The sequence below is a fragment of the Martinezella sp. CNPSo 3959 genome, from assembly GCF_057784355.1.
The window spans coordinates 13199-29565 of the sequence record NZ_JBXSOV010000005.1 but is presented as its reverse complement, the minus strand read 5'-3'; the positions used below and the strand labels follow the sequence as shown (position 1 = coordinate 29565).

Sequence of the window (16367 nt, the reverse complement as noted above, 5' to 3'; positions counted from 1 at the left end):
CTCCCCCCACGGCCGGGTTTCCCGCTGGAGATAAAAGGGCGAATTTTCCAGATCGATATAGGAATTGACGGGATCGGCATGAAGCGAGGGAACAAGCGTCTTGTGATGAAGCTGCAGGACAATCTTACTCAATCCGCTGATACCGGCCGCCGATTCCGCATGTCCGATATTCGATTTGACCGAACCGATCGCGCAGAACTGCTTGTCTTGCGTGGAACGGCCGAAAGCCTTGATCAGCCCCTGGATCTCGATCGGATCGCCAAGCGCGGTTCCTGTGCCGTGGGCTTCCAGATAGGTGACGGTGCGCGGGTCTATGCCGCTGCGCTCCAGGCAATGTGCCACAACGTCAGCCTGCGCGACGGGGCTTGGGACATGCATGCCGTTCGCTTTTCCGGTGTGGTTCACCGCGCTGCCCTTGATGACGGCATAGATATGATCACCATCGGCTTCGGCGCGGTGCAAAGGTTTCAGCAAGACGGCGCCGACGCCTTCGGCCGAGACATAGCCATCCCCACCTTCGCCGAAGGAACGGCAGGCCCCATCGGAAGCATGCATGTCTTCCAGACCGTAGCTCAGATACTTGTTGGGATGCAGGGAGAGATTGACCCCACCCGCCAGGGCGACTTCGCTCTCACCTTTCCGAAGGCTGTCAATCGCCAGATGCAGCGCCGTCAGCGAGGCCGAGCATACCGTGTCGATCGCCATCGACGGCCCATGAAAGTCGCAGAAATAGGAGACGCGGTTGGCGATCGGCGCCAGGCTTAGCGATATGGGTAGCGGATAGCCTTGGTTGTTGGCTTCGGCCGCGATAAAGCTGTAGTCATTGTGCATGACGCCGACAAATACGCCGACGGCCTTGCGCTTGTTGGGCCCGACCGGCACGACGAGATTGTCGGGCGTATAGCCTGCGTCCTCGAGCGCCTCCCAGCTCGCTTCGAGAAAAAGCCGCTCCTGCGGGTCCATGGTTTCGGCCTCGCCGGGCGATATCCTGAAGAACGGCGCGTCAAAGCAGTCGACATCATCGATGAAGCCTCCCCACTTCGACATGCTCCTGCCGGAAACGGAACGCAGCCCCTCGAGCACCTGCCAGTTCCAGCGCGTTTCCGGAATAGTGGAAACCGTGTGCTTGCCCGCCTTCAGGTTGGACCAGAATTCCCGCAGGTTCTTCGCGCCGGGATAACGCCCCGACATACCGATGATCGCGATATCCGTCGCATCCCTCGAGACGGACGAGGCAAGGGCTTTCGCCCCCTCAGGCACCGGGGGATGTGATGGTCTCGCCACTGATCTCTGATCGGATCGCTCGAACCGGTTGCCATGAGCCTCAAGCAGATGGCCCGATAAGGCCGTGACGCTGGTATATTCGAAAAGCAGCGTTGGTGAGAGCTGGCTGGAGAGCCTTTCTTCCAGAGCAGATACCACATGCAACAGGCCGGACGAATTTAGGCCCATGTCATAAAAGTCCAGGGCCGGATCGATATCATCCGCCGCACCGCCCAAGACCGATGCGACCGCTTCCATCACAGCCTGTTCGGCGTCATTTCTCGCGGAAAAATGGCCTTCGGCGGATACCTGCGTACGGCTTTCCGCGGCCCTCGGACGGGTTTCGGCCATTCTTTCAGGATCGATGAAGCCTGCATCGCGGACCAATTTCACCGCGAAATGATTCAATTCCGCAATCTTCGTGCCGGCTCGGTTGAAGAAGGTCAGATCCATCGACAGCAATTCGCCGCTACGCTGGACGGTATCCTTCATCACCCGGACGAAGCACATATCGCTAAAACATTGAGAGGCCCGGAAGGAATTGTAGACTAGCGGCAGGTACAAGCGCTCCTCGTCTTCGGCCAAATCCGGGAAGGACGAGACTGCACCCACGGCACCGCCATCTACGAGCGTGGGATGGAACATGAAGTCTTCCGCGTAGGCGGGGACGTCTGTCGGCAGGCTAACCTGCACGACCTGTTCGCCATCGTGACCATAGATCACCCCGGATGCCTTCATCAGACCGGAGTGGAAGAGCTCACGTCTGCTCAAGCGACGATAGACATCGTCCAGGGACGTCTGTGTTTTCGCATGCGCCTTGACGAACTCGATATCCAGACGGCTTTCGAAACTGACCGGCTGGCAGCGGTGCATTTCTGCGGTGACATGGATCGTTGGTGCGCCGGCTGGGCGCCTGCCGTCCGGACGTGTTCGCCCCTCGACACGGATACGCCAGATCCCGGCCCCGGCTTCGATGCAGCAGATCGTCAGCTGGACGCTCTCCTGATCGCCGACGCGCAGGGGCGCATAGATCACAAGTTTTCGCAGCTCAAGCTGTGTATACAGGAACCCTTTTTCGCGGAAAAATTGGTAGATGAAATCGATATACGCCAAGCCGGAAAGTATATTTTGCCCATAGACTCTATGGTTTTTCAGCAAGGGGTGATTGCCGGTGATATTAAATTGCTTTTCCATTACACCTCTCCCACTGTCCGGGCTTTACGCAGTCTCGGGCAAAGGCATGCCCCACCAATTTTTGTCCTTATCGGTAGTCACAGTCGCAGTGGGCAGTTGACGAAGGTCTTTTCTATGGAGTTGAGGGGACAGGATCGGGTGGCGCCGGGCAGTCTTCACATCCGAAGGGTGCCATTCCTCGATGATAAGGTGCGCGTTGGTTCCGCCATCGGCGAAGCAACTGAGCGCGGCAATGCGAGGGGCGCCGAACCAGGGCTCGTTTGTTCGATGAAAGAAGAACGGCGAGGCATCGACCGAATAATGGGTCATTGAATGCGTTCCCGACAAAAACGGAACGTGTTGCTTGTGATTCAGCATCAGGGCAAGCTTGATCAGACCCGCGATACCCTCGGCACATAGCGGATGGCCGATATTGGGTTTGATCGAACCGAGACCGCACGGAGCTTGACCGGAAGAGCGATAGACTGTCTCCATCGCCTTCAACTCCAGTAAATCGGTGACCTCCGACCCGGAACCATTCGCCTCGATAAAGCTGATGTCGCCGGGCAACCTGCCGCTTTTTTCCAAAGCAGACTGCATCACGGCCTTTTGCGCCTGGATGCTGGGTGTGGTCGGACCGACGGTCCGTCCGTCATTGTTGATAGCCAGCGCCTTGATGACGGCGTGGATCGTATCGCCGTCTCTCTCCGCTTGCGCCTTAGTTTTCAGAAGGACCAGACCTGCGCCCTCTCCAAGCACGACGCCCGACGCGCGCTGATCGAAGATATGAAATACCGGCTCCGCGCTTAACAGGTTGCGCTGCTGGAAGATGCGGTGCGGGAGATCATCCGTCAGCAGGTTGACTCCTCCCACCACGGCAAAGCTGATTTCGCCGCTGCGCAAGCTGTCGATTGCCGAACGCATGGCTACCAGCGCGGAGGAACATGCCGTGTCGATGACCAGACTGGGGCCTCTCAGATCGAAGAAATGAGAGACATTTGCCGCCATGTAATTCTGACCCCACACGGCAATCGGGCTTTTCGCCTGCCGCACGATCGCGTCCGGGTCCTGTATCCGGCTGCGGGCACCCAGATAGACCCCGGTTGTCGTGCCTCTCATCTCCGCCATGGAATATCCTGCGTGGCTGAACAGGTTGAGCGTTTCCTCCAAGACCAACAAAGCCTGCGGATCCATCAGCCGGGCATCCGTTTCGGGTATCTGGAAGAAATCCGGATCGAAGTGGGTGACCGACTCCAGCAGCCCGGCATGAAACGAGGAGGTATAGCCCCAGCGCTCCCGCGGAACCCGAGCGATGGCGTTACGGCCTTCGGAAAGGAGACGCCAATAGGCAGACAGATCGCGAGCGCCGGGGAAACGGCAGGACATGCCAACGATCGCGATGTCATTCGGCCGGACGTCGGTCACAGCTTCGGTCCGCAATGTGGGTGCGCTGAGGCGAGACGCTTCGGCAATGCCATTATCCGACGCTGTCGCCGCACGCTCTTCGTTCGGGTAGGTTTCGACAGCAGTCCCGATCCTAAGGACTTTTCGCAAGGGTTCGTCATACTTTTGCATGAGCCATGCAGCCAGTGCGTCTATGGTCGAATGATCGAAGAGGACGGAAGGGTCCATCGGCCGCGACAGCGCCTTGCCAATGGTTCGCGTCAGCTGCGACAGCAGGATGGAATCCACGCCGTAATGATGGAAGTCTGTGTCGGGCTGGACTGTTCCGGCCGGGATTTCCAGCTCCTTGCAAAACAACGCCGACAGCCAAGCGCATACGGCTTCCAACGACAACTCAGACCTAGCCTGCACCGCCGGCATCTCCCTGCTGGCGGGCCAGCTCGGAGACGTAGAAGCCCCGTCCTGCCCGATCCTGCGATCCATCAGCTGTCCGGGTCTCCATTGATCCGGATTAACTGCAGCCGGCATGACTACGGGTCCCATGCCGGAGGAGAGAATATGATCCAGAAGTTGCAGCCCTTCCCGATGCGTATGACTGCGCAGGCCGGTGACTGCATAGGCCACACTTTTCAGTTCGCCTTTTTCGGATTCGCCCCAATGAGGCCATTGAATGCTGATGATCGGGCAAGCCTTCGCATGCGCATATGCCACGTAATCCATGTAAGCATTGGCCATGGCGTAGTCGCTTTGACCGGCGCCTAGCGAGGGAATGATACCGGCTACCGACGAGAACAGGATCACGCAACGCAGGGATTGAACGTCGATCCGCGACAGGATCAGATCCAGTCCCGCGATTTTCGGAGAGAGAATTCGGCGGAAGCCGTCGGTCGACTTCCGGATGAAGGCCGGAGTCTCCATATCCATCATGCCCGCGCAATGGATCAACCCACCGATAGGCCCCATGTCCCGGCGCACCTCGGCCAGGCCGTCACGAACCGCCGCTTCATCCGTCAGCGGAATGGACATCACCCGAACCTCGACGCCCCGCTCCGCCAGCGCCAGGATCTGAGACATCTGCCTGGCGCGCGGATGGTTTTGCGCGATGCAATCGCGCCATTCATGCCGGGGCGGCCATTTTTCCTGTCCTGAAAGGAGCAGCCGCTTGATGCCATGGCGTTCGACGAGGTGCTGGGCGCAGAGCAAGCCGAGGCCGCGCGTTCCACCCGTAACCCACACCACCTCCTGCGCTGAGAACTTCGGTTTTCCGCTGCCGGAAACAGCAATCGCTTCCTTCAGCACCGCCTTGTAGCGCTGGCCGCTGCGATAACTGACTTCAGCTATCTGATCGCGAATGCGGAATTCATCGGCGATTTGTTTGGCCAGCGCATGCCCGTTCAGCTCAGGGTCGGCATCCATATGGCGGCTTTGCAAGGCGGAATATTCGCTCTGCAGCATACGATACAGCCCGGCGCGCGATGCGCCTGACAAATTGACCTTGGCGTTGCCATGCGTTTCAAGTCCTTGCGAGACGCATAGCAGCATGCGCTGTTCCTGGGACTTTTCAGCAATCAGCCGCCGCAGCCATTCCAGCCACTCCAGGGATTCGTGCCGTTCCCGTCCGCATCCGATCAGGTCGATGCAGCCGGCAAAACCAGAGACGGACGGCTCCGCATGCTCCAGCCTTGCATGGATATCGTCAGGATGGAGAATCTCGCTTTCCGGAAGCATCCGACGCAATTCCGCGGCCAGCACCTGCGTTTCCTCGGTCGCCAGGATTGCGACCCTCTTGCCAACGGAAGGGGTTGGGAAAGCCGGAACCGGTTCCCATTGTTTCGACAGATAGCGAAAGTTCCCGTGCCCGATTTCTGCTCCCGCGACGGGTTCCGGATTTGCCTTATCCTGCCGTCGCCCGGCCTGTGCCGAATGGCTATTCTCGTCATATGCCGGCTTTGGAGCAGCCTCGCCCGCAACCACATTCGAGGGCATGTTCTGCCAGTATCTTTCCTTGGCGAAAGGATAGGTCGGCAGGCTTATCCGGCGGGGCTTGCCGGTGGCGAGATCGTCATAAAGCCGGCGCCAGTCGATCTTGAAGCCTCTGATCCAAAGCGCGAGCAGCTTCGAATATCTGCGCTTGCGCATCCATAGACCAACCGTCGTTCCAATATCCTCGTCTTCGGAAAAGAGCGCGAGAACATCGTCATGCTTCTTCGCCTGTCCGCGATAGACATTTGCAGGCTCGCCGCCGGCCAAAACCGCCTTGCATGTCTCGATGAGATCCGCCCTGGAATCGACGATGAGACCGATCCGTTCGTCCATGGCCATGCGGCCGACCTGCAGCGTGTAGGCAAGGTCGGCAAGATCCAGCATTTCATGGCCGACGACATGGGCAAGCAGCGCTTCGATCACTTCCTGAAGCCGCGCCTGGTTTTTTGCGGACAACACGATCAAGTGAGGCCCATTTGCCTCGCCGGAACTCGCCGGACGCGGATCATCATAGGCTTCGAGAACAATATGCGCGTTGGTGCCGCTGTAGCCGAATGAACTGACCGCGGCGCTGCGTTTCTCTCCCGCCTCGACGTCCCATGCCTTGCATTCGGTATTGATGTGGAAAGGCGAGTGCGAAAGGCTGATATGCTCGTTCACCTGCTCGACATGAAGCGTCGGCGGCAACTGGCGATGCTGGAACGCCAGCAGCATCTTGATCATGCCAGCGATACCGGCGGCTGCCAGAGTATGACCGACATTGCTTTTTACCGATCCCAGCGCACAAAATGCCTGCTTGTCGGTGTAGGACCGGAAGGATTGGATCAGCGCGTCGACCTCGATCGGATCGCCCAGCTTGGTTCCGGTTCCATGCATTTCCACATATTGCAGCCCAGAAGGATCGATGCCGAACTTGTCATAGACTTCCCGCTGCAAGCGGATTTGTGCTTCCTGGTTCGGCGCGGTGATACCGTTCGTGCTGCCGTCCTGATTGACGCCCCAACCACGAACCACGCCGTGGATGATATCACCATCCCTCTGCGCGTCCGCCAGCCGCTTTAATGCGACGACGCCGACACCCTCCGCCGGCACGAAGCCATTGGCGCGCTGGTCCATGGTGAAGCAGCGGCCGTCATCGGACAGCATGCCCGCCTTGCTCGCCATGATATGAATGGCGGGACCGGTCAGAACCGAAACGCCTCCGGCAAGAGCAAGATCGCTATCGCCCAGGAGCAGGCTGTTACAGGCCTGGGCCACGGCAACCAAAGAAGCGGAGCATGCGGTGTCGATGGTCAGGCACGGCCCTTGCAGATTGAGGAAATATGCGATGCGGGCAGCAAGGATCGAAGGGCTGGCACCGATAAAGCGCTGCGCGTTGACGGCTGAAGCCATCTGATCCTGCCCATAATTGCCATAGCCTACGAAGACGCCGCAGCGACTGCCGGAGATTTCCTCGGTCGCATAGCCGGCATCTTCCAGGCAGCTCCATGCTTCCTCGAGGAAAAGTCGCTGCTGAGGGTCCATGTGCCTGGCTTCCAGGGGCGATATCTGGAAGAACATCGGATCGAAGCAATCCGCGTCGGTCAGGGCTCCCATATACCGGCAATTCGTCTTCCCCGGTGTTTCGCGATCGCCATCATAGTAGTCGGCCATGGACCAGCGATTTTCCGGAACCTCGCCGATGCAATCGCGCTTGTTCCTGATGGCTTCCCAGAATTCGGCTTTATTGCGCGATTGCGGGAAACGGCAGGACATTCCGATGATCGCAATATCGGTTTCCCTGCGGGCAGAGGGGCTGGCAGCTGAAGCCGCAACAGGATGAGGCATTTCCTTTTGCAAGGGCCGCGATACGGCGACATCGGCCGCATTGTTGAACAAGCCCTGTTTCTTTCCTTCGTCCAGCAAATAACGGCTGAACGTTTTCAAGGTCGGATAGGAGAAGAGTTTGGCGGCAGGAACCGGCAGCCCATAGGCCTCGTTGATCCGGTTCATCCAGCTGACCCCGATGGCTGAGTTCAGGCCGAGATCGAAAAACTTGGTTTCGTCCTGAATTTCGGCCTCTGGAATGCCCAGTTCGGCGGCCAGCATGATCTTGATGGACCTCGATAGCGCGGCAGGTTCAATCTGAATGGCACGCTCTGAGGCTGCGACCTCCCCTAGCGCCAACGGTCCTTCAGCCTGTGAGACGACCGCGTGTTCGGTCAGGGGCTTGACGGCGATCAGACCGACATGCTCGAAACCGCCGGCCATTTTGACGCCATTCACTTCAACAGCCAGGCCCTCGAATCCGACCTTCTCCACCTCAAAGCCCACAGCGACGGCTTCACGGCCAAGAATGTCCGGATCGATCAGATTGATCGATCCGACGCCCTTCAATGCTTCCACCGCGTGCCTGCCGGAATCCCAGGCATGGGCGGCGCCCGCGCCGTGGCGCTCGGAAAAGAAATTTTCAAGATCGGCGATATATCCCGGCCATGGATTCCCCGCCGCCTTCGCCGCCTCGTAGTCGTCCAATTTCGCGGCCCAATGCGGAAAGTAAGGCGTATCGCAGGTGACGAACAATTTCCCGCCCGGCCGAAGCCACCGGAACAGCTTGGCCATGGTTTCCTGAAGCGCCTCAGGGTTCAGGAAATGCAGCACGCGACCGGCATGAATTGCCGCAAAGCGGCTATCCTCGAGGTCGAGGGCCGGGAGCATACCCTGCTGCGTCGTAATCCGGCTTCTGGCCTTACCTTCCACCTGATCCGTCAAGATTTCGAGATGCCGCGGGTCCATGTCGACGGCGAAGACGCAGGCTCCGCGTTCAAGTGCCGACAAGGACGCCCCTCCGTAGGCACAGCCCAGATCGAGGACCTCCCCGTCACACTGCCCGGCGTAGTCGACGAAGGCTTCCGAGCAGGCAAGCAGCTGTTTCGTCATTGTCCCCGTGCCGTTCAGCGTCGGGATCATCCCCTTCACCTCATCCGGCATGGCGGTGGACGCTGGCTGGGCCTTTGAAGATCGCGCTGCAAAACCGGCATCCGGTGCCTCAACCCAATACCTCGCCTTCGAAAAAGGATAGGTCGGCAGGGCAATCCTTCTGCGTGTGGATGCATCGTACAATCGACCCCAGTCGAATGCCCGCCCCTGCAGCCAGAATTGCGCCAATTCCCTGAGGCCGGCTCGGCGAAGTGCCGCGCCATCTAGGGGGGCGGCTTCCCCTTCGGAGACACCCCACCAGCAATCATCCGGAGGATTTGTGCCCTTGACCACCTGCCGCAGCTTCCGAATAAGGTCCGGCAGGTCTTGGGCCAGAAGCGCCACGCGATTCGCCAAAGGCTCTCGCCCGACCTGAAGCGTATAGGCAATGTCGGCAAGGTCGACGGACTCCAGTCCGAAATATCGATGCTCCTTGGTTTCGAGGTAATGGAGGAGACGCTCCGCCATGGGAACAAGCTGATCTGCCTTTCGGGCCGACAGAACGACGAGCTCCTCGCCCCTGTCGGTCCGAGGTTTGTCACCGTCGGCAGAAAGATGCTCCTCCAAGACCAGATGGCCGGTTACGCCACCGAAACCGAAATTATGAACGCCAATCCGCCGAGGAACCTGTCTGCCTTGCATCCATTTCGACGGCCAAGGCCGATGCCGGCTCAGAACCTCGCATGAGAACGGTTCGTCTTCCGGTTCCCAATTCAGCGCCTCGAAATTCTCCACCTTGATGAGCTGGTTGTTTTTCAGCGATAGCAGCGCCTTGATGATGGCGAGAACTCCGGACGCACCGGCGAAATGCCCCATTTGACCCTTGATCGTCCCAATCGGCACCGGCCTGGCGTCCCGGCAGAAGACCTGGTGATAGGCTTTAAGCTCGACGATATCCGTCACCGGATTGGCCGTTCCCTGCCCCTCGATATAATCGATATCCGAGGGTTGCAGCCGCGCCTGCTGCAATGCTTCCTCGATGACTTCCCGATGCGAAATCGGGTTGGGATAGGTCAGCATCACGCCCTGTCCGCCATGCCGGACCGACATACCCTTGATGACGCCGTAAATATGGTCGCCGTCGCGCTCAGCCGAAGCGAGGGGCTTCAGAAGGACCAGACCGAGACCGTCGCTGAAAAAATGACCCGTGGCGTCCCGATCGAAGGGTTTGACGTGGTCTTCGCCGGTGAACAGTCCCAGTTTGCGATTGCAGATGAAAACGTCAGGCGCCAGAACCAGGTTTACCCCACCCGCCAAAGCCAGCTCGGCATCGCCGTTCTGTAAACTTGCGAGCGCGACGTGCAGCGCCGTAAACGAGCTTGAGCAGGCCGTGTCGACCGCCAGCGTCGGTCCTTTCCAGCCGAAATAATGCGAAACCCTGTTGACGAGCATCGCATGGCTGTTTCCGGTGTTCAAATAACCGTCGGCCGGATTGCCCAAAGCCCGGATCTTGTTCGCATAATCCTGCCGCTCGACGCCGATGAAGCAGCCCACCTTCTTTCCGAACAACCCGCTCTTAGCATAGCCCGCATTCTCCAGGGTTTCCCAGGTCGCCTCCAGCAGTAAGCGATGCTGCGGGTCCAGGAAAACCGCTTCTCGCGGGGACAATTTGAAATGCAGGGGGTCGAAATCGCCTACTTCGTCGATGAAGGCACCACGATGGCAATCCGTTTTGTCCGCCCGCTCCGGATCGCCGTCATAATCTTCCCAGGACCAGCGATCCCGAGGGATGGATGTGATCGGCGATTTATCCGCCAGGAGATTGCGCCAGAATTCACCCAGGTCCCGTGCACCAGGCACCTTGCCGCCCAGACCGATTATGGCAATATCCCGATCCTGCGTGCCGGGCACAGATGGAGCGGATATCCGCACTGGCTCGGCCTTGGCCGACATGCGGACGTCCTCCGGGCGAGGCGTAAGCGGCTCTGGACGCTCGTTGGTTTCGCGGCTCGGCAAACGCTGATACATGAAGGCGCTCAGCGATTTCAGCGTCGGATGCTCCATGAAGGTCGCAGGTGCCAGACGAATGCCGTACTCCTCCGTGATCTTCTGGGAAAAGGCAGTCAGGGTGACGGAGCTGAATCCGTAGTTGCTGAGGTTCTGTTCGAACCCGATCTGCTGCGGCTCGAGTTTCAGCGTTTGTGCCAGGAGGCGCTTGATCTCGTCTAAGAAGGCGGCATCGACGGTTGCGCCATCATCCACATCGCTCGCGGTCGATCGTTCCTCGACTGCCTCCGCGCTCCCATGGGCCGGTTTGATGAACTGCGTATCCCAGGTTAGCACGATGGGATCGTGCCGATAGTCCTGTGCCTGACGATAATCGTCGGCGGTGATTTCCTGGCGTCCCAGCAGATCGCGCATGGCCTGATCGCCCAGGCCGGCCAGCAAGCGATATTTCACCTTCTGCAGCGCCGGGTCCTGGTCGTCCTGCTGAATGAAGGAGCGCTGGATGGATCTGGAAACTACAGCCTCTGCCTGCGGATCGGTGTGCGGACCGCGCAAACGGTACATGGGCGGGAAAGACGGCGTGCTCAGACAACGCCAGAACGCCGCAAACTCCTGTTCCGGCCTCGGCAGCAAGCCGAGTTTCAGTCCGATGATGACATTTGACAGCGGCGCGACGACGATATCCCGCTTGTCGATCCGCCAATCCAGTTCTTCGCGACTGAGCTGATACCTGCCAGAGATGATCTGCGCATACCAACGCGCCACCATCTCCAGATATGGCAGGGTGCCCGTCGTTCCGACATTTTGAATGCCGTAAGCATTCACGAGGCTCGGATTGCGGCGATAAAACAGCCCCATGGCAAAATCGTCTTGCACCGAGAACTGCTTCACATAGTCGAAAGACCTTTCATCGTCGTAGCCGGTGCACATCACCACCATGTCAAGATCATCAAGCACCGTTCCCGAGCGCTTGAACATGCATCCGTTCGGGGTAAACCGTTCTATGTCTTCCACGAAGGTTCGGATCGCCCCATCAGCCACGCGCTGGATGACGCCGTCATTGACATGCACGAAGGGATTTGCCCTGAAATCCTCGACATCCGGGAACAGGCCGCTCTTGCGATAAGCGGCGTAGTAATCGGGCATCGAATTTTTCAAGCGCTCCAGGATGATGCTGTTATCCGGCGATATCAGCAGGTTGGCCGGCGAGATGAAATCATTCGGCAGGTAGCCGACCATGCGCGGCAGGACGAACTTCAACGAGCGCATCGACCAATAGACCGCGCTGGCGACATGGCTGGCCTCCTCGGCGATGTCCATACCACTGACACCATTGCCAACCACCAGGACACGTTTGCCCTCGAAGACGCGGTTGTCATAATACTGCCCCGAGTGCAGCACCTCTCCGCGAAAGTCGCGCAACCCTTCCACGGCGGGAAAGGCAGGGTGGTGATACCGGCCATGGCACAGGGCAACGCCATCGAAATGGTCGACCTCGCGTTCGCCTCCTCGCTCCACCTCCACGCGCCACCGTTCGCCCGCCTCGGTGACGGCTATGACCTTACTGCGGTAGTGGATCGTCCGCTTCAGACCGAATTTATCCGCATAGGCTTCCAGATAGGCGCGAACTTGCTTGACGCCCGGGAAAAGCCCCTGTTCGGCATTCGGGGGAAAATCGGAAAAGAAGCTGGTATCGGCGGAATTCTGAAACCGTGTGCTCTTATAGGCGCCCGAATTCTTGTGTTCTCGCAGATTCCATACGCCGCCGAACGTATTGCTGGCCTCGTAGACGACCGGTTCATGCCCTTCCTCGAGCAATGATTTGGCCATGACCAGTCCGGCGGGACCGGCTCCAACGACGCAGATGCGTTTCTTCGTGCTGGCTTTTTTCATGGGGGCGCTCACCTCTGCCGCCGGCGGGCTTTGCCTGCCTGCCCAATATGCTTTTCGCTCGAACGGATAGGTGGGCAGAGCCAGCTTGCGGACCTTGCCATCCCGCTCCAGTCTTGCCCATAACACTTCGGCGCCATTGACCCAGGCGCGTGCCACCGCGCCGAGATCCCGGTTGGACCAGGCTCGGATCACGTCGGCTACCGAGCCGCGACGATTGCCAATGTTGTCAAGGGCGGTGCCGGACAGGACGTTCGAGGCATTGGTGGCCTCGGCGAAGCTGGCCAACCCGCGTATCAGCTCATCCGCATCCTTCGCGAGAATTGCCAGACGCTCGGTCATAGCCTCGCGTCCGACCTGAAGCGTGTAGGCCAGATCGCGCAAAGCAGTTTTTGGGTTTGCTTGAAGGAAGGCTCGCAGATTGCCGGCCATCACCGCCAACCGCTCCTTGGTCTTCGCCGAAAGAATGATGATTTCAGGGGAAGCCGATCCCGCCGAAGGTACTGCCTCCTCCGACACTGAGGGATATTCCTGCAGGACAAGATGGGCGCTGGCACCAAAGCCATAGCTGTTGATGCTGGCCCGGCGAGGGATGGCCTTGCCGGCGTCATCGTAGCGGATATCCCAGGATTGGCTATGGCGGCTTATCTGGAAGGGCGTTCCGGCAAGGGAAAGACCTTCGTGGAGACCGGTGAAGCGTGCGAGACCGGGAATGACTTGGTGGCGAAGAGCCAGGGCCGCCTTGATCAGGGCCGCCATGCCGGAGACGATCTCGCCGTGGCCCATGGTCGGTTTAAGGCAGCTGAGATAGCAGACGGGTGCGGCCTCGGCACTCATCGGATACCGGTCAGCCACATTCCTGTATCCGGATTTCAGCGCATCGATTTCAATGCTGTCGCCAACCGGCGATGCGATGCCGTGCGTCTCGATATAGGCGACGCTTTTGGGGTCGATATCGGCCGCACTGTAGGCACGGATCATCGCCGACTTCATGCCTTCGCCATTCGGGGATGTCAGCGATATGCCTCTGCCGCCGTGGGATACGCCCGATCCCTTCAGCAAGGCATAGACGACGTCTCCATCAGCCAGCGCCTTCTTCAGCGGCTTCAGCACCACGACGCCGACGCCTTCGGCCCGCAAATAGCCGCTGGCGCCGGACTGGAAGGATTTCACTTCATTGTGCGGCGACAGCAGCCCCATGGCTTCATAGCGGCTGAAACCCTTGGGCGAGAGCAACAAGTTCACCCCGCCAACGATGGCATGCTCGCATTCGCCGCTGCGCATCGACTGGATGGCACGATGAACGGCGACCAGCGATGAGGAACACGTGGTTTCACATAGCTCGCTCGGTCCGTGCAGGTTGAATGTGTAGGATATGCGGCTCGGGATCATTGCCGTGGATTCGGAGGTGACGCCATAGGCGCTGTCTTCCGCATCGACCGCGATGCAATCCCGGTATTCCCCAGCCGACGCGGCGATGAACACCCCGGTCGTTTGCTCGGACAGGCTGGACGGCGCGATACCGGCGTGTTCCAGGGCCAACCAGCTATAGGTCATCAGCAGCCGCTGCTGCGGGTCCATCAGTTCTGCTTCGCGGGGAGCGATGCCGAAAAACAACGGATCGAATTCATCGATGCCTTCGATAAATCCTCCCCATTTTATTCTGGTCTTTCCCCTCTCCTTTACCGGGTCTCCATAATGTTCCTGCCAGCGCCAGCGCGTCTCGGGAACCTCGACGATACAGTTGCGGCCTTGCTCCACATTCTCCCAGAATATCTCAAGATCATCCGCGCCTGGAAATTTCCCGGCCATTCCCACGATCGCAATGGCGTCCGCCACATCCCCGTCATCCGGGTTCGGCCGAACCTCGCTCTCCTGGACAATCGGCTGACCCCGGTTTTCCTGATCTCCGGCGATACTCGATATATAGCGGCCCAGCGCCGCGATTGTCGTGTGGGACACCAGCGTGGCCAGCGTCATATCGCAGCCGAAAGCCTGATTAATCCGTGCAACCAGGGCAGTGGCGGAGACCGATGTGCCGCCGATATCGAAGAAGCCGTCGTCCACACCGATGTTGCCGATGTGGAGCGTTTCCTTCCAGATCGACCAGATTCGCCTTTCCAACGGCGATTCAGGCGGCGTCGTTTCGGAGCGCGACAGCTCCAGCTCACGCTCCATCAGCGCCTTGCGATCCGTCTTCCCGTTCGGCGTCAGCGGCAGGGCCTGCAGGTGGACGAACAGATGAGGCACCATATAATCGGGAAGATGTTCCTTGAGATGTTTCCGCAATGACTGCGGCTCCAGCTCCTCGGATGTCTTCGTCATGTAATAGCATACCAGATGCTGCGTCTCTTCATGGGTCTTCACGACGACCACACCATCGCGGATCGCCGGATGCTGATTCAATCGCGCCTCGATCTCCCCAAGCTCGATCCGGAACCCTCGGATTTTGACCTGATGGTCGATGCGACCGAGATAATCGATGGTCCCGTCGGCACGCCAGCGTGCGAGATCGCCTGTCCGGTAAAGCTTCGATTTGCCGGGAAAGGGATTGTCGATGAATTTTTCAGCGGTAATGTCAGGCCGGTTCCAGTAGCCCTTTGCCAGACCATCGCCTGCAATGCAGAGTTCGCCCGGAGCGCCGATGGGAACCGCGCGGAGCTTCTGGTCGACAATATAGATCTGCGTGTTGGCGATCGGTTTGCCGATATTGGCGTGACCATCAGCGCCGAGATGCCGCAAGGTCGACCAGATCGTCGTCTCTGTCGGCCCATACATATTCCAGACATCACAGTTGGCGGCAATGAACTTTCGCCTCAACGTTTCCGGAAGCGCCTCGCCGCCGCACAAGACTTTCAGTCGTTCCTCATTGTTCCAGCCGGCGTGAAACAACATGGCCCATGTCGCGGGAGTTGCCTGCATCACGGACGGCTGGATCCTGCGTATTTCCTGCAGCAATCTCTTGCCGTCTTGAGCAACATCCTCGCTGCAAATGAAGCACTGGGCGCCCTTCAACAAAGGCAGATACAGCTCTAGCCCCGAGATATCGAAACAGTAGGTGGTAACTGCCAGAAGCTTGTCTATGCTGTTCAGTCCGGGTTGCTCACCCATCGAAACAAGAAAATTGGTCAGCGCCCGGTGCGGAATCATCACTCCTTTCGGCCTGCCCGTACTTCCCGAGGTATACATCAGATATGCAAGATCGTCAGGCCGCACATCTTTTCGCAAGCCTTCACTGCTCGGTATGTCACCGACGATGACATTCCAGTCGCGATCCAGCGCTACCGCTTGTGCTTGCTCACCTGCCCATGTCGTAACGTGAGATATCAGATGCTCCTGGGTCAGGATCAGCTCGATACCGCTGTCCTGCGCCATATACGTCAATCGGTCCTGAGGGTAATTCGGCCCCAACGGTACATAGGCGCCACCCGCCTTGAGTATCCCCAAGAGCCCCACGACCATATCCAGGGAACGTTCGACGCAAAGTCCGACCAGAATGCCAGGTCCCACCCCTCTTCGCTGCAGCCATTTTCCAAGAGACGTGGCTCGATCATTTAATTCTTTATAGGTAAGTGATTGCTCCTCGAACATGACAGCAGATACGTCGGGTATCACTCTGGCTTGAGCTTCGAAAAGCTCATGGAAGCACAAGTTTTCTGGATAATCGGACTTGGTCATGTTCAAGTCGTGAACCAGAAACGAAAGCTCTGCAGGTGGTAATATCGAATAATCATCCGAATGGAGATTCG

Annotated in this window: 1 protein-coding gene and 1 pseudogene; both read right to left on the bottom strand. The window is 58.8% G+C overall.

The window, feature by feature from the left end; translation table 11 throughout:
* Positions 1–87: 87 nt before the first annotated feature.
* A pseudogene (locus tag AC13RE_RS14055) lies at positions 88–2460 on the bottom strand (beta-ketoacyl synthase N-terminal-like domain-containing protein); the annotation flags it as partial.
* A 21-nt stretch (positions 2461–2481) separates the two neighbouring features.
* A complete protein-coding gene (locus AC13RE_RS14050) occupies positions 2482–16296 on the bottom strand; it encodes an amino acid adenylation domain-containing protein (RefSeq protein ID WP_488563365.1) in 13815 nt (4604 codons plus the stop codon).
* Positions 16297–16367 lie beyond the last annotated feature (71 nt).

Coding starts and splice junctions, on each gene's coding strand:
- AC13RE_RS14050 (WP_488563365.1), bottom strand. CDS start 16,296: ATGACCAAGTCCGATTATCCAGAAAACTTGTGCTTCCATGAGCTTTTC.